Origin of the sequence: Streptococcus gwangjuensis, from assembly GCF_028156745.1 — a bacterium.
GTDB classification, from domain to species: Bacteria; Bacillota; Bacilli; order Lactobacillales; family Streptococcaceae; genus Streptococcus; species Streptococcus gwangjuense_A.
The window spans coordinates 108,046-123,990 of the sequence record NZ_JAODJG010000031.1 but is presented as its reverse complement, the minus strand read 5'-3'; the positions used below and the strand labels follow the sequence as shown (position 1 = coordinate 123,990).

Sequence of the window (15,945 nt, the reverse complement as noted above, 5' to 3'; positions counted from 1 at the left end):
CTTTTGTCAAATAAAAGCACACAAAAAGAGCCATCCAAGGCTCTTTTTCTATTTCTTAATACCAGCCGTTGTTAAGCCAGAAGTTTTTAGCAGCAGTCCATGAACCGTAGCGTCCTGCAACGTAAGCATCTGCCACACGTTCTTGGTTAGCAGCTGAGTAGTCACCGTTCAAGTATGAATCTGTCAATTGGTAACGTCCGATGTATTGGCCGTTTGTAGCTGTATAGCTACCACCTGATTCTTTTTGTGCAATCCATTCTTTAGCTTCTGCTTCAGATCCACTTACAGTTGCAACTGGTGCTGAAGTTTCTGCTGCAGCAACCGTTTCTTCTGCTGCAGGTGTGCTTGCAGCTGGTGCTGCTTCTTCTACTACTTCTGTAGTTTCTGCTGCTGGAGCTGAAACAGTTTCATCTTGAGCAGCTGGTGCTGCATAAGTAGTTGGCGCTGGTGTTGCAGCAGGCGCTACAGGGCCATCGATAACCAACTCTTGACCAACATAAATCAAATGAATGTTGTCGATGTGGTTGTTTTCTGCCAATTTCTCAACAGTTGTGTTGTGAGTTTCAGCGATTTCTGAAAGTGTATCACCTTCTTTAACAGTGTAAGTTGATGATTCTTGAGCAGATACAAATGATGGAGCAAATACTGTAAACAAGGCAGCTACTCCTGCAAGAGTTGTTTTAATCTTTTTAGTTGTTGATTTCATATTTGAAAATTCTCCTTCTTTCTATAGTTCTATCATACCCTTTAAATATTACCGTTTCTTGACACTTTTATGTAGAAATATTACAAAATTATTTTTTATTTCCCTAAATAAGCTATTTTTTGTTACAAAAGATGCTTTTTTATGCTATTTGTAGTGTAAAAAGGTTTTCATCCACAATTAAAGCCAATACCTTCATTCTTTGATATAATAGAGATAAGAATTTTTATAAGGGGAAACTGATGAAATCACTTCGTTTTCAATCTGTCTTTGATATCATCGGACCAGTTATGATTGGCCCATCTAGTAGCCATACCGCTGGTGCTGTTCGTATTGGGAAGATTGTCTCTTCCATTTTTGATGATACTCCGACAGAAGTCGAATTCCAACTATTTAACTCATTTGCCAAAACCTATCGTGGTCACGGAACAGACCTAGCCCTTGTTGCAGGTATTTTGGGCATGGATACAGATGATCCTGAAATCCCAAACAGCCTGGAGATTGCCCACAAGCGTGGCATCAAGATTGTCTGGACCATTCAGAAAGACAGCAATGCCCCTCACCCAAACACCACTAAAATTACCGTCAAAAATGCTCACAAGACCATCAGCGTGACTGGTATTTCTATCGGGGGAGGGAATATTCAGGTAACCGAACTCAATGGCTTTGCCGTCTCTCTCAATATGAATACACCGACGATCATCATCGTTCATCAAGATATTCCAGGTATGATTGCCCTTGTTACGGAGGCTCTTTCCCGCTATGATATCAATATCGCCCAGATGAACGTTACTCGTGAAAAAGCTGGTGAAAAAGCTATTATGATTATCGAAGTTGACAGTCGCAACTGTGATGAGGCCATCGAAGAAATTCGAAAAATCCCTCATCTCCACAATGTCAATTTCTTTAAATAGGAGGAAGCATGTTTTATTCTATCAAAGAATTGGTCGAGCAAGCAGATCTGGACTTTCAAGGAAATGTCGCAGAACTCATGATTACAACAGAGTTTGAATTGACCGGTCGCGAACGTGAAGAAGTCTTCCTTCTCATGGAACGCAATCTGGAAGTCATGAAAGCCTCTGTCCAACTCGGCCTCAATGAAAATAAATCTCGTAGTGGCTTGACAGGTGGAGATGCTGCCAAATTGGATCACTACATTAAAAACGGAAAAACTCTATCAGATTACACGATTCTCTCTGCTGCCCGAAATGCCATTGCAGTCAATGAACACAATGCTAAAATGGGCTTGGTCTGCGCTACTCCAACCGCTGGAAGTGCTGGCTGTCTCCCTTCTGTTCTCACTGCTGCTATTGAAAAATTAGACCTCAGCCACGAGCAACAGCTGGATTTCCTCTTTGCTGCGGGTGCCTTTGGACTAGTCATCGCAAACAATGCCTCTATCTCAGGTGCTGAGGGCGGTTGCCAGGCCGAGGTTGGTTCGGCCTCTGCTATGAGTGCTGCTGCCTTAACTCTAGCTGCAGGTGGGACACCTTATCAGGCCAGTCAGGCTATTGCCTTTGTCATTAAAAATATGCTGGGCCTCATCTGTGACCCTGTTGCCGGCTTGGTTGAAGTTCCCTGTGTTAAACGTAATGCCATGGGAGCTAGCTTTGCCTTCATCGCAGCAGACATGGCCTTGGCAGGTATCGAATCTAAAATACCTGTGGATGAAGTTATCGATGCCATGTACCAAGTAGGAGCAAGCATGCCAACTGCCTTTCGTGAAACAGCTGAAGGTGGACTCGCTGCCACCCCTACTGGTCGTCGCCTCCAAAAAGAAATTTTCGGAGAATAAGTTTATCAAATAGGAGAAATCATGACCTCTATCACAGCGATTTTTTTCGATCTGGATGGAACCCTCGTTGACAGTTCTATCGGGATTCACAATGCCTTTACCCATACCTTTAAGGAGCTGGGAGTGCCTAGCCCTGATGCCAAAACGATTCGTGGTTTTATGGGACCACCCCTTGAAAGTAGTTTTGCGACTTGCCTGCCCAAAGAACAAATTTCTGAGGCCGTGCAGATATACCGTTCTTACTACAAGGAAAAAGGCATCTATGAAGCTCAACTATTTCCTCAGATTGTAGACTTGCTTGAGGAGTTATCGAGCAATTACCCTCTTTATATCACCACTACAAAGAATACTCCAACCGCTCAAGACATGACTAAAAACTTGGGAATCTATCATTTCTTTGATGGCATTTATGGTTCCAGCCCTGAAGCACCCCATAAGGCAGATGTCATTCGCCAAGCCTTGCAGACACATCAACTAGCACCGGAACAAGCCATCATCATCGGAGATACCAAGTTTGATATGCTTGGAGCTCAAGAAACAGGCATTCAGAAATTGGCCGTCACTTGGGGATTTGGAGAGCAAGCAGATCTACTAAACTATCAACCTGATTATATGTCCCACAAACCCTTAGAAGTTTTGGAGTATTTTCAATAACATAGACTGGGCGACAACCCCATTTCAGAAGAAAATAAAGTAATACTCAATGAAAATCAAAGAGCAAACTAGCCGCAGGCTGCTCAAAACACTGTTTTGAGGTTGCAGATAAAACTGACGAAGTCAGCTTAAAACATGGTTTTGAGGTTGTAGATAAGACTGACGAAGTCAGTTACCTATACCTATGATACCTACGGCAAGGCGACATTGACGTGGTTTGAAGAGATTTTCGAAGAGTATAAGTCTCTACATAACAAAACGCATATTACCAAGGTTCTTCTGAACTGATAATATGCGTTTTTCTTTTTTATTCAACGTGGGTTGTTTGATTGGCAAAGGCGATAATGGCTTGCTTCAACTCATCTCCACTAAGAGTGCGGAACTCTTCAATCTTTTGATCGATGGCTTCTAGAGGCATGACATTAACCTTACCAACGAAAATCTTATCCATAACCTGATTGTCAACGAGTTCGGTTGATACCAAGAGTTCTTCGTAAAGTTTTTCGCCTGGGCGGATTCCAACTTCAACAATTGGAATTTCGCTCTCAGTGTGTCCACTTAGAAGGACCATTTTCTTGGCCAAGTCATAAATCTTGACTGGTTTGCCCATATCAAGGATAAAGACTTCCCCATCTTTGGCATAAGCGCCAGCATGGATAACCAAACGGCTAGCTTCTGGAATAGTCATAAAGTAACGGGTCATACGGAAGTCTGTCACCGTTACAGGACCACCTTCAGCAATCTGGCGTTCAAAGACTGGAATGACACTACCACGGCTACCAAGTACATTCCCAAAACGAACTGCACAGTAGGTTGATTGGCTACGTTGGTTAAAGCCAGTGACAATCAACTCAGCCACTCGCTTGGTTGCTCCCATAACATTTGGTGGATTAACCGCCTTATCTGTCGAAATCATAACCATCTTAGGTACTTTGGCTTCATCAACAGCCTTAGCAACGTTGTAGGTTCCACGGATATTGTTTTTGAAGGCTTCTTTTGGATTGCGCTCCATCATAGGAACGTGCTTGTGGGCTGCCGCATGATAAACAATAGCTGGCTTGTACTTTTCAAAGACTTGCAAGAGACGATCATAGTCTTGAATATCTGCGATAACTGGTACATAATCAATCCCTTGGAACTTGCGAATCAATTCATGATAAACAAGGTAGATTGAGTTTTCCCCATGACCGAGCAAAACAATGCGTTCAGGATTGAAACGGCTAACTTGTCGACAGATTTCAGAACCGATTGAACCACCAGCCCCTGTGACTAAGATTGTCTTACCTGTCAGTTCTGCGCCCAGACGCGATTCATCAAGACGAATTTCCTGACGGCCCAAAAGGTCTGTGATATCAATCTTCTGGAAGCCTCCACCTGCTTGGTGAAGTCCTTGAACAACCGTTTCAACCTTAGGCATCTTGTAACATTTGACACCCAGCTTATTACACATCTGCAAGATACGTTCATATTCTGACGGGTCAAGCGACGGAATCGCAACGATAACACGCTCGATTTGATGGCGTTTGGCTAATTCAGGAAGATCCTCATATGAACCCAAAACAGGGATTCCACCAAGTTTTTGACCCTTTTTCTTAGAATCCTTGTCCAAAATACCGACAAGTTCTAATTCACTGGTTGGATGTTGGTAACTATCCATAAAGAGAGCTCCACCATCACCGGCACCAATCAAGAAAGTCCGACGGTGTTCTCCATCACCACTTCCCTTTTTGCGTTTGGAGTAGATTAACTGCCAAGTAATCCGTGGCAATAAAATCAAGAAAGTACTCAACAAGATAAAGAGAAAGATAAAACGGATAGAGAAGAGGGGCAAGAAGGCATAGCAGATACTATATGACAAGATACTGCTAGCAGTCACACCAAAAAAGATTTTCATGAAATCCGTAATCTTGCTGTAACGACTAATACTAGCGTTCAATCCCCAAAATCCAATCATCAATTGATAGAACAGGAAGGCCAAACTCGTATAGATAATGTAGTCAACAGGTGCTGGATTAATCAAGCCGTAGAATAAAATATAAGATACAATGATGGAAACCACCATACTCAAAATATCAAATATTCCCCAGAAAACCTGTTTTTGTTGTTTATTTAAAATTTCCACCAGATCAATCACATAATCTGTGAGTTTTTTATTCATAGAAATTTACTCCTCCTTAAAAGAGTTTTACTATATTGTTATTGTAGCATATTTTAATTTATTTGGCTTATTTTTCCAAATAAATTACTGTTCTCTTGTACTTCTTCTTCCATTTAAATCCTCTAATTAAACCTACAATCGTCCCAAGGCCATAAGCAAAGTGAATGGAAAATAAAAGAAAGGGCATCACAATTAGAAATCCATTTTTATGTTTTAATAAAGTCAGCAAAGTGAGTAATGACAAAAGTAGAAAATAGGCACCTAATAGTAAAGTTATGAATACGAATGTGATCGGTAACAATACTAGACTAAACACAAGACTCAAAACAAATAAACAAGGGACATAGTGAAATAGTGATAAACACTTAGGCTGAACATGTGTTGTCAAGCCAATCCACAAACCATTTGAATATTTTTGATGCAACATTTTCTTGAATGTTGGTCGAATATACTGATAAGATAGAATACTTGGGCTATAACGGATTTTATAACCATGCTCTCGAATTCTATAATGAATATCATTATCTTCAGTTCGTCCAAGTTGCTCATTTACTAAACCGACCTTCTGGAAAACCTCTCGTTTATACATCCCATGAAAAATGGAAGAAACATATCTATCCTCAGAACTATTTCGGTAATTGGCAATGCTACTACCAAACATATTTTCCTCAACAAGATGCAGGATCTCTGCCCATTTTCCCTTTTCTTCAACAATCGTCGGTCTAGGTCCCCCACAAACAGATTCACCTTGTTGAATAACAGCCACATTGTTCATTACAAAACTCTCAGTAACTTTTGAATGGGCATCAATTTTTAAAATAAGATCTCCTACAGAATGTTTAACGCCCAAGTTAAAACCACTAGCTTGATTTTTCTTAGGATTGTTATACAATCTAATTGAGTTAAACTCTATATCTTCCTTTATAAATTCCTGAATGATAGCTGTGGTCCCATCCGTAGACATAGCATTTATAAATAGAATTTCAATATTCTCTTTAGGATAGGTTTGATTTTTTAAGTCTTCAATTAGACCAGGCAAATATTTTTCTTCATTGTATGCACTGATTACAATGGATACGAGAAGACTGTCAACATTTTGAGTCACTACTACTCTCCTGAATTTTTCCTTCCACTATTTTATCATAATTTTCAAGACTTTCCCATTTTTATCTTGAAAGCCAGAAACCTTACTTGACATTATAGGGAAAAAACCTTAAAATAAGCTGTTATTAAAATCAGCTAGAAGAGGTAATATATGAAAAAGCAATCACTCTTTTTTGTTCCAGGTATTATCCTGATTGGTGTTTCCTTGCGGACTCCTTTTACTGTTTTACCCATTATTTTGGGAGATATTTCGCAAGGGCTGGGAGTAGAAGTTAGTTCGCTTGGTGTCTTGACCAGCCTTCCTCTCCTCATGTTTACCCTCTTCTCGCTCTTTTCTACCCGACTGGCTCAGAAAATTGGCTTAGAGCATCTCTTTACCTACAGCCTCTTCTTCTTGACCATTGGCTCTCTGATTCGACTAATCAATCTGCCCCTGCTCTATCTAGGAACCTTGATGGTTGGGGCAAGTATCGCAGTCATCAATGTGCTGCTTCCTAGTCTCATCCAAGCCAATCAACCAAAGAAGATTGGTTTTCTGACCACCTTATATGTAACCTCTATGGGGATTGCGACGGCTCTGGCTTCCTATCTAGCTGTGCCTATTACACAAGCCAGTTCTTGGAAAGGACTTATCATCCTCCTCACCCTGCTCTGCCTAGCAACTTTTTTGGTCTGGCTACCAAATCACCGCTATAATCACAGACTGGCTCTACAAACCAAACAAAAAAGCAAAACAAAGGTCATGCGTAATAAACAAGTCTGGGCAGTGATTGTCTTTGCCGGTTTTCAATCCTTGCTCTTTTACACCGCTATGACCTGGCTACCTACCATGGCTATCCACGCAGGCCTATCCAGTCACGAAGCTGGCTTGCTGACATCTATCTTTTCTCTGATTAGCATTCCTTTTTCAATGACCATCCCAAGCCTGACAACCAGCTTGTCTACTCGCAACCGTCAGCTCATGCTCACTCTGGTTTCACTAGCTGGTGTGGTCGGCATTTCCATGCTCTTTTTCCCGATCAATAATTTCATTTACTGGCTTGCCATCCATCTCCTCATCGGAACCGCAACAAGCGCCCTCTTCCCTTATCTCATGGTCAACTTTTCACTCAAGACAAGCGCTCCTGAAAAGACAGCCCAATTGTCCGGTCTATCTCAAACAGGAGGCTATATCCTGGCAGCCTTTGGACCGACTCTCTTTGGTTACAGTTTTGACCTCTTCCACTCTTGGGTACCAGCTGTAGCTGCTCTCTTACTCGTCGATATCCTGATGACTGTGGCCCTCTTTACAGTGGACAGAGCTAATAAAATCCTCTAAACTTCTAGTTTTTACTAGGAGTTTTTTATATATAAAAATTTTACACATTTTTCTTGACAGGGCTTTCTTTTAGATGTACAATGTATGTGTAGAAAAATTATATATAAAAATCTTACATATTAGAAAAGGAGGTTTCCCATGTACTTTCCAACATCCTCTGCCTTGATTGAATTTCTCATCTTGGCCGTACTGGAGCAGGATGATTCTTATGGTTATGAGATTAGCCAAACCATTAAGCTGATCGCTAATATCAAAGAATCTACACTCTATCCCATTCTCAAAAAATTGGAGGGCAATAGCTTTCTGACAACCTATTCTAGAGAGTTCCAAGGTCGCATGCGCAAATACTACTCCTTGACAAATGGTGGTATAGAACAGCTCGTGACCCTAAAAGATGAATGGGCACTTTATACAGACACCATCAATGGCATCATAGAAGGGAGTATCCGCCATGACAAGAACTGAATACCTGACTCAGCTAGAACTCTATCTCAAAAAACTGCCTCAGGCTGACCAAATTGAAGCCATGGACTATTTCAGGGAACTCTTTGATGATGCTGGAGTCGAAGGAGAAGAAGAACTCATCGCTAGCTTGGGAACTCCCAAAGAAGCAGCCCACGAAGTTCTCTCCAATCTTCTCGATAAAAAAATCAATGAAGCGCCCGCTCAAAAAAATAACCGACAAATTTTACATATCGCCTTGTTAGCCCTCCTTGCAGCACCCATCGGTATTCCTCTGGGAATCGCCATCCTCGTGGCTCTGTTCGGAATTCTTGTGGCTGCTTTGACTGTCATTCTGGCTTTCTTTGCAGTTTCCATACTTGGTATCATCGGCGGATTTCTATTTTTAGTTGAAAGTTTCACTGTCCTCGCCCAAGCTAAATCAGCCTTTATCTTGATTTTCGGTTCTGGTTTACTGGCCATCGGTGCTTCGTCTCTGGTCTTACTAGGCATTTCCTATGTAGCCCGCTTCTTCGGCCTACTCATTGTTCGCCTGGTGCAATTTGTTCTTAAAAAAGGAAAGAGAGGTGACCAGCATGCGTAAATGGACAAAAGGATTTCTCATTTTTGGTGTGGTGACTACCGTTATCGGCTTTATCTTGCTTTTTGTAGGCATCCAATCTGACGGGATTAAGAGCCTACTTGCCATGTCCAAGGAGCCTGTCTATGATAGTCGGATGGAAGAGTTGACCTTTGGCAAGGAAGTCGAAAACCTAGAGATTACTCTCCACCAACACGCGCTGACCATCACAGACTCTTTCGATGATCAAATCCACATTTCTTACCATCCATCTATTTCTGCTAACCATGATCTTATCACAAATCAGAACGATAAAACGCTGAGCCTAACGGATAAAAAACTGTCTGAAACTCCATTTCTCTCTTCTGGAATTGGCGGGATTCTCCATATCGCAAGTAGCTACTCTAGTCGTTTTAATGAAGTTATTCTCCAAGTTCCAAAGGGAAGAAGTCTAAAAGGGATCAACATCTCAGCAAATCGCGGTCAAACCAGTATCACTAATGCTAGTCTTGAAAATGCGACCATCAATACCAATAATAGCTATCTCCTCCGAATTGAAGGAAGTCGTATCAAAAACAGTAAACTCACAACACCAAATATTATCAATATCTTTGATACAGACCTTACAGATAGTCAGCTAGAGTCAACAGAACATCACTTCCACGCTGAAAATATCCAAGTTCACGGCAAGGTGGAATTAACTTCTAAAGACCATCTCTCAATCACTCTGACGCAAAAAGAAAGCCAACGAATTAATTGGGACATCTCAAGTAACTATGGTTCTATCTTACAAGCCACAAGAGAAAAACCTGGATCAAAATACACAGAATTAAGCAACCCTTACAAAACTGAAAAAGCTGGTGTCAAGGATCAACTCATTGCTAGAGCTGATAATGATATCACTCTAGTATCCACACCAATCAGACGTTGACAAAAGCGCTTACATCTGCTACTATGGAAGCATATTTACCTAACTAAAAAGGAGGTTCTACCATGAAACAAGAATGGTTTGAAAGTAATGATTTTGTAAAAGCAACAAGCAAGAACAAACCTGATGAACAGTCCCAAGATGTTGCAGACAAGGCTGAAGAAAGGATAGCCGATCTCGATACACCAATTGAAGAAAATACTCAGTTAGAGGAGGAAGTCTCTCAAGCTGAAGCCGAACTAGAAAACCAGCAAGAAGAGAAAATTGAAACTCCTGAAGACAGTGAAGCGAGAACAGAAATAGAAGAAAAGAAGGCATCCAGTTCTACTGAAGAAGAGTCAGACATTTCTAAAGAAACAGAAAAAGTCACTATAGCTGAAGAGAGTCAAGAAGCACTTCCTCAGCAAAAACCAACCACGAAAGAGCCCCTTCTTATCAGTCAATCCTTAGAAAGTCCCTATATCCCCGACCAAGCTCCAAAATCTACGGATAGATGGAAAGAGCAAGCGCTTGATTTTTGGTCTTGGCTAGTGGAAGCAATCAAATCTCCTACAAGCAGTCTTGAAACAAGTAGCACACACAGTTACACAGCCTTTCTTTTGCTCATTCTGTTTTCTGCATCTTCCTTTTTCTTTAGTATCTACCACATCAAACAAGCCTACTATGGACATATAGCAACTATCAACAGCCACTTCCCTGAACAATTTGCTTCATTAAATCTCTTTTCGATTATCTCTATCCTAGTAGCAACAACACTCTTCTTCTTTTCATTCCTCTTGGGTAGTTTCGTGGTGAGACGATTTATCCACCAAGAAACTGACTGGACCCTAGAAAAGGTTCTCCAACAATATAGTCAACTCTTGGCAATTCCAATCATCCTCACTGCTATTGCTAGTTTCTTTGCCTTCTTTGATAGCCTACGATTTACAGCCCTCTTGTGTGTGATTAGCATTGGAATCATTCTGCTTGCTAGCCTTCATATCATTACAAGACCTAGTCAAGCAAGTGAAACTGACTCCTTCTATCAATTATTCTTGTCTGTCCTTGTGAACGGAGTCATTATCCTCCTCTTCTTTGTAGCTGAAGTGGCACTGATTGGAGATTATCTTCGTATCTTGGCCTTTCTTTAAGATTCAATCCTGTCATCCATGGCAGGATTTTTTCTATATCAAAAAGCAAGTCAATTGACCTGCTTCTGCTTTACTTTTCTTGTGCTAATGTTTTAAAATCTTTTTCTAAGATGGGTTGTATTTCTAATTGATTGGCGTCTAGTTGGTGGTAAGATGCTGATGGTAGTGACTCTAGGAATTTTGCATAGTCTAAGCGAGCAATGGCTTCATAGTCTTCTGGTTTAGAGCCATCTCCTGTGATTTGAACCAAGTCAATCTCCCACTGCACTTCCTTATCCACCAATTGCTCAATATAGGCAGCAGGAACAAATGGTTCTCTCGGTAAAACGGTCTTGACCCCTTGAGCCAGATGGTAAACACCGTGAACTTGTCCTTCTCCATCCTGATAGAAGGAAACTCTTGCAAAGTAAGCATCTGTCTCTTGAACCGCACGCACACGCGCTTCAAATTGAGCCAAGCCATCTTCCCCTAAAAAGCTTTTCAAATCCTCATGACTAAAGAAAACAGGATTAAAAATTCCTTGGCAAATCGTAAAACGAGCCGCAGTGTCTGCAATATGAGCTTGAATACTTGCTTGGAAATAAGCTTCAAAGTCAAAACCATCTAGTCCTTCAACCTCAGTTCCTGTATAAGCAAGCAGGGCTTCTAAAAATGACTTGATAATCTGCCAGTCTGTCTTCGTTAGTAGGTCAGGAAGATCGATACGGTAAGCCTTTTGACCATCAACATAACTAACTTTAAAGAGAAATTGTGATTGGCCCACTATCGCACACTCGATATACTCGAGACGGTTAAGAGGTTGACGGAGATAGACTGCATCATAGCTATGTGACTCCAAACCATCTACCAAGGCCAAGATAGACTTGGCAGTCAAAATTTCCTGTTCTCCTAAAATGCTCTGTTTATTTGGAATAAAAAATGTTTTCGTCATAACTGAACTCCTTTGAAATCGTTTACATATAGTATACCTTATTTTCCTGAAAGATACAGAAACAAACTTTAGATTTTTGAGTAAAAAGCATAGAAAAACAGCCCCTGAGGACTGTTTGATCTTATACAGTAGCTACTTGATCCAAGCTTTCACCGATAGCGGCTAGGCGCTCGACAACTTCAGCTTGTGTTAATTCATTTTCTGAAACATAGCGGTTACGTGGGTGAACACGACACTCGTGTGAGCATCCACGAAGGTACTTGTCTTCATTTTCTTCTGATGTCAAGATACGACGGTTACAGAATGGATTTCCACAGTTGACATAACGTTCACATGGTGTTCCATCAAACCAATCTTTCCCTACGATAGTTGGGTTGACATGGTTAACATCTACGGCAATACGCTCGTCAAAGACGTACATTTTTCCATCCCAAAGCTCACCTTGGACTTCTGGGTCTTTACCGTAAGTTGCAATTCCTCCGTGCAATTGACCAACATCTTTGTAGCCTTCACGCACCATCCAGCCTGAGAATTTCTCACAGCGAACGCCACCTGTACAGTAAACAACAACACGCTTGTCCATGAATTTTTCTTTGTTGTCACGGACCCACTGTGGCAACTCACGGAAGTTGCGGATATCTGGGCGGATAGCCCCACGGAAATGTCCTAGGTCGTACTCGTAATCGTTACGTGTGTCAAGGACAACTGTATCTTCGTCAAGAAGAGCTTCTTTGAACTCTTTTGGAGACAAGTAGGCACCTGTTGTTTCAAGTGGGTTGATGTCGTTGTCAAAGTCGTTGTCTTCCAAACCAAGGTGGACAATTTCTTTCTTGTAGCGAACAAACATCTTCTTGAAGGCTTGTTCATTTTCTTCGTCAATCTTGAACCACAGGTTTTCCATACCTGGGAGGCTGTGAACGTAGTCCATGTATTTTTGAGTTGTTTCATAATCACCTGAAACTGTTCCGTTAATTCCCTCGTCAGCGACTAGGATACGGCCTTTAAGGCCGATTGATTTACAGAAGGCCAAGTGGTCTGCAGCAAATTGCTCTGCATTTTCAATTGGAGTGTAAAGGTAGTAAAGTAAGACACGAATATCTTTTGCCATAAGATTTGTTCTCTTTTCTATTCTTAAATTTTCAGAATTTTTTATTTATCAATATTAGTATACCTGCTTAAGAAAACGAATGCAATTTATTTGACTGGAAATTTATAGAAAGAGTCCTATCCCTGTACTTCATCAGTAGCCATAGCGAATAGCAGATAATTCTCTCAATTTTTTGATCTGCTCAGCTTGATTTTCTGATAACATCAGCTTATTATCAATCAACACACGTGAGATGTCAACATTCATTTGACTCAAAATAAATGGAGTAGAGGTCCCATCGTCCTCTAATCGTCTTTTATAACTCACTAACAGATTTTTCAAGGGAGTCAGCTGAGGCGTATCCTTTATGTCTTCTAGTAGATGATCTATGATAGTCATGGCTTCACAACGTCTTTCGCTTCCTCCTGCAAACCATTTTAATGGTGTCATTCTTATTTCCCTCCTTAAATTGAAAAGCTATCATTCCTAACTCTCGCGTCAGTATTTACCCAAACACCCTCTGTAAAAAAGTCAGCAAAAATGGTAATGTCGCGAAAATATTATTAATCACATGCACCGCATAGGAAGGATAAATGCTCTTGGTATAGCGGGTCAAACTAGCAAAGATGATGCCAGATGTTGCAAAGACGAAGATATCTAACAAACTAGGCAGGCTTGAAAAATGAGGAAGAGCAAATAAAATGGACGGAAGAAGCAAATCAAGGCCAAATCTCGAATGCTTAAAAAAGGCGTGTTGCAGTAATCCTCTATAGATTAGCTCTTCCATAAGTGGAGTCAGAAAGAACAAAGTTATATAGATACCTAGCTCAGCAAAGTTAGTCTCACTATAACCTATCAATACAGCCCAACCTTCAGCAGTTGACTGAACATGTTTAGCTGTCTGAACGTTAAAAGAGATCTGGAGCACTACCACTAATACTGTCAAAATCGAATACCAAAGCCATTTTTTTCTTGGAATGTGAAAGAGATAACCATGACCTGTCTTAACCAGAATCCAAATCATGACTCCGCTAAATAGCACACTCAAGATATTTCGAATCCAGAAAAAATTTCCTATCTGAGAAGAAAATTGCCAATAATTTTGGACAATAAGCGTCAGCTGAGAAAGACCAAATACGAAAAATAAGTAAGAGAAGACTGCACTTATTTTGAATAGAAGTTGATACTTTTTCATGTGAACCCTCCTTTGTAAACTTGGAACATCTCTAATATAAGCTATATTTTCCTAAATCCTTACTCCAAATCCAAAATGGTACTTGAGATTTCCTGAATGGTTAAATAGTGATAAAAAACATGGATATCTATGATCTCTCGTTTCAAAAAATCACTGCCTCCCCCAGACCAACCTGAGGAAAACAGTGATTCAGTTTTTAGGAGTTAGGAATGAATACACGAAATCAATTGATTTTATGATTTTTTGTTTTTCAAGAATTCATCGTATTGTTTTTGCATTTCGTTCAATACTTTATCGTAGGCACCTTCAGATTTCAATTTTTCCATCAATTCTGGAATAGCTTTGTCTGGGTCTACAGTACCAGTGTTGATAGCTGTATCGAATTGTTGCATTGTGTTAGAGATTGCTGAGATTTCAGATTTCACACTGTCAGTGTTAAAGATGAATCCAAGTGCTGGAGATTCTTTAGCTTCTGCCAATTGTTTCTTAGAATCTTCGATTTGTTGGTCTGTAACGTTTTCGTTGATGTAAAGAATCCAGTTGTTACCTGTGTTCCATCCACCCATGTGAGTGTTTCCTTTGTATCCATCAAGGACACGAACACGGTTTTCTTTACCTTCAATTTTTTCCCAGTTCTTGCCTTCTGGACCGTAAACAAGACCGTTCAAGAGTTCTGGGTTAGTGTTCAAGAGGTTCAACACTTCCATTGATTTTTCTTTGTTCTTAGAGTTGTTTGAGATGACAAAGTTAGCAACTTGTGTTGTTTGGTTTTTCTTGATGAAGTTAGTGATTGGTTTGATTTGGATATCTTTGTTCGCAACACGTGAAAGCAAGCTGTTACCATAGTCAGCTGGTCCTACTGTTTCTTCACGAACGAACCAAGTATCTTGTTGAAGGTCAAATGAAGTATCGCTTGTTGCTACATCTTTTGGAATGTATCCAGCTTCATAGAATTTGTGAAGAGTCTTCAAGTGTTCTTTAAAGCGAGGCACTTCGTAACGGTTTACGATCTTAGTAGTGTCCCCTTCAAGGTCGATAACGAATGGAAGTCCATTTGGAACTGGGTAGTCAAAGTTATCAGATGGGATGAAGTTCTTAGTAACCGCAAATGGCACTACATCTGGAGCTTTTTCTTTGATTTGTTTCAAGACTGGTTCAAGTGTTTCATATGAAGTGACACCTGAAATATCGATACCGTATTTAGCAAGGAGAGTTCCGTTGAAGGCGAAGTTTTGAGATGATGCAACGTTGGCTGCAACTGGAACTGCGTAAATTTTACCGTTAATGCTGTTACCTTTGATATAAGCTGGGTCAAGTGCTTTGTAGAGCTCTGCTCCTTCTTTCTTATACAAGTCAGTCAAGTCAGCATAAGCACCTTTTTGAGCATTTACAACATAGTTAGATGCAAAGGCGATATCATAGTTTTCACCAGATGATGTGATAACTGACATTTTCTTATCATAGTCACCCCATCCAAGATATTGGATATCCAATTTAGCACCAACTTTTTCTCCGATGATTTTGTTGGCATTTTCTAGCAATTCATCCAAGTTATCTGGTTTGTCCCCGATTTGGTACATTTTGATAACAGGTTTTTCACCTGAAGCTGAGTCAGCAGCTTTTTTGTTACCTGAAAGGTTTCCACAAGCAGCAAGACCAGCAGCCAAAGCGACTACGCTAGCAGATGCAAAAGCATATTTTTTCCAGTTTTTCATGACAAAAACTCCTTTTTTTATTTTTAAACTTATAAACAATGTAATGATCTTATACTCAATGAAAATCAAAGAGCAAACTAGGAAACTAGCCGCAGGCTGCTCAAAACACTGTTTTGAGGTTGTAGATGAAACTGACGAAGTCAGTAATCATACCTACGGCAAGGCGACGTTGACGCGGTTTGAAGAGATTTTCGAAGAGTATTAAC

Annotated in this window: 16 protein-coding genes; 8 read left to right on the top strand and 8 right to left on the bottom strand. The window is 40.5% G+C overall.

The window, feature by feature from the left end:
* Positions 1-55: 55 nt before the first annotated feature.
* Positions 56-706 (bottom strand): LysM peptidoglycan-binding domain-containing protein, encoded by a 651-nt coding sequence (locus N5909_RS04370; protein WP_033682455.1) that lies wholly within the window; start codon positions 704-706, stop codon positions 56-58.
* Between the two features lie 239 nt (positions 707-945).
* On the opposite strand from N5909_RS04370, the gene sdaAB reads away from it, so the two are divergent.
* From sdaAB to N5909_RS04355, 3 genes are read left to right on the top strand one after another with little or no spacing between them, the layout of a single operon-like run.
* Positions 946-1,617, top strand: a complete 672-nt coding sequence (sdaAB, locus tag N5909_RS04365) for an L-serine ammonia-lyase, iron-sulfur-dependent subunit beta (RefSeq protein ID WP_000838909.1) — start codon at positions 946-948, stop codon at positions 1,615-1,617.
* A gap of 8 nt (positions 1,618-1,625) precedes the next feature.
* Positions 1,626-2,498 carry an L-serine ammonia-lyase, iron-sulfur-dependent, subunit alpha gene (sdaAA, locus tag N5909_RS04360; RefSeq protein ID WP_000500041.1) on the top strand — a complete coding sequence of 291 codons (873 nt, stop codon included), beginning with the start codon at positions 1,626-1,628 and terminating at the stop codon, positions 2,496-2,498.
* A 21-nt stretch (positions 2,499-2,519) separates the two neighbouring features.
* Positions 2,520-3,152 (top strand): HAD family hydrolase, encoded by a 633-nt coding sequence (locus N5909_RS04355; protein ID WP_020901806.1) that lies wholly within the window; start codon positions 2,520-2,522, stop codon positions 3,150-3,152.
* 307 nt (positions 3,153-3,459) lie between these two features.
* Here the strand turns inward: N5909_RS04355 and N5909_RS04350 are convergent, their stop codons facing one another.
* Together N5909_RS04350 and N5909_RS04345 are read right to left on the bottom strand one after the other, a co-directional pair.
* Positions 3,460-5,310 carry a polysaccharide biosynthesis protein gene (locus tag N5909_RS04350; RefSeq protein ID WP_033682456.1) on the bottom strand — a complete coding sequence of 617 codons (1,851 nt, stop codon included), beginning with the start codon at positions 5,308-5,310 and terminating at the stop codon, positions 3,460-3,462.
* 67 nt (positions 5,311-5,377) lie between these two features.
* Positions 5,378-6,415, bottom strand: coding sequence for a glycosyltransferase family 2 protein (locus N5909_RS04345; RefSeq protein WP_390897289.1), 1,038 nt, complete (start codon positions 6,413-6,415; stop codon positions 5,378-5,380).
* 150 nt (positions 6,416-6,565) lie between these two features.
* Between N5909_RS04345 and N5909_RS04340 the strand changes: the two genes are divergently transcribed.
* The 5 genes from N5909_RS04340 (at position 6,566) to N5909_RS04320 (ending at position 10,811) form a co-directional block, all read left to right on the top strand.
* Complete coding sequence (locus tag N5909_RS04340; protein ID WP_261116696.1) at positions 6,566-7,732, top strand: CynX/NimT family MFS transporter; 1,167 nt, start codon at positions 6,566-6,568, stop codon at positions 7,730-7,732.
* Between the two features lie 138 nt (positions 7,733-7,870).
* Complete coding sequence (locus N5909_RS04335; protein WP_000273858.1) at positions 7,871-8,197, top strand: PadR family transcriptional regulator; 327 nt, start codon at positions 7,871-7,873, stop codon at positions 8,195-8,197.
* Positions 8,184-8,777 carry a DUF1700 domain-containing protein gene (locus N5909_RS04330; protein ID WP_020902112.1) on the top strand — a complete coding sequence of 198 codons (594 nt, stop codon included), beginning with the start codon at positions 8,184-8,186 and terminating at the stop codon, positions 8,775-8,777. The genes N5909_RS04335 and N5909_RS04330 overlap by 14 nt, the downstream gene beginning before the upstream one ends.
* Positions 8,770-9,684 carry a DUF4097 domain-containing protein gene (locus tag N5909_RS04325; protein ID WP_261116697.1) on the top strand — a complete coding sequence of 305 codons (915 nt, stop codon included), beginning with the start codon at positions 8,770-8,772 and terminating at the stop codon, positions 9,682-9,684. The genes N5909_RS04330 and N5909_RS04325 overlap by 8 nt, the downstream gene beginning before the upstream one ends.
* 62 nt (positions 9,685-9,746) lie before the next feature.
* On the top strand, positions 9,747-10,811 hold the full coding sequence (locus N5909_RS04320; RefSeq protein WP_261116698.1) for a DUF6574 domain-containing protein: 1,065 nt from the start codon (positions 9,747-9,749) through the stop codon (positions 10,809-10,811).
* A gap of 70 nt (positions 10,812-10,881) precedes the next feature.
* Here the strand turns inward: N5909_RS04320 and N5909_RS04315 are convergent, their stop codons facing one another.
* The 5 genes from N5909_RS04315 to N5909_RS04295 all read right to left on the bottom strand — a co-directional run bounded on the left by N5909_RS04315 (position 10,882) and on the right by N5909_RS04295 (position 15,739).
* Complete coding sequence (locus tag N5909_RS04315; protein WP_271630869.1) at positions 10,882-11,742, bottom strand: DUF4299 family protein; 861 nt, start codon at positions 11,740-11,742, stop codon at positions 10,882-10,884.
* 121 nt (positions 11,743-11,863) lie between these two features.
* Complete coding sequence (locus tag N5909_RS04310) at positions 11,864-12,850, bottom strand: rhodanese-related sulfurtransferase (protein ID WP_271630867.1); 987 nt, start codon at positions 12,848-12,850, stop codon at positions 11,864-11,866.
* Between the two features lie 132 nt (positions 12,851-12,982).
* Positions 12,983-13,279 (bottom strand): bacteriocin immunity protein, encoded by a 297-nt coding sequence (locus N5909_RS04305; protein WP_261116699.1) that lies wholly within the window; start codon positions 13,277-13,279, stop codon positions 12,983-12,985.
* Between the two features lie 55 nt (positions 13,280-13,334).
* A complete protein-coding gene (locus tag N5909_RS04300) occupies positions 13,335-14,024 on the bottom strand; it encodes a CPBP family intramembrane glutamic endopeptidase (protein WP_261116700.1) in 690 nt (229 codons plus the stop codon).
* A gap of 233 nt (positions 14,025-14,257) precedes the next feature.
* The gene (locus N5909_RS04295; protein WP_271630866.1) at positions 14,258-15,739 is read right to left on the bottom strand and encodes an ABC transporter substrate-binding protein; all 1,482 of its coding nucleotides are present in this window, start codon (positions 15,737-15,739) and stop codon (positions 14,258-14,260) included.
* Positions 15,740-15,945: the final 206 nt, after the last annotated feature.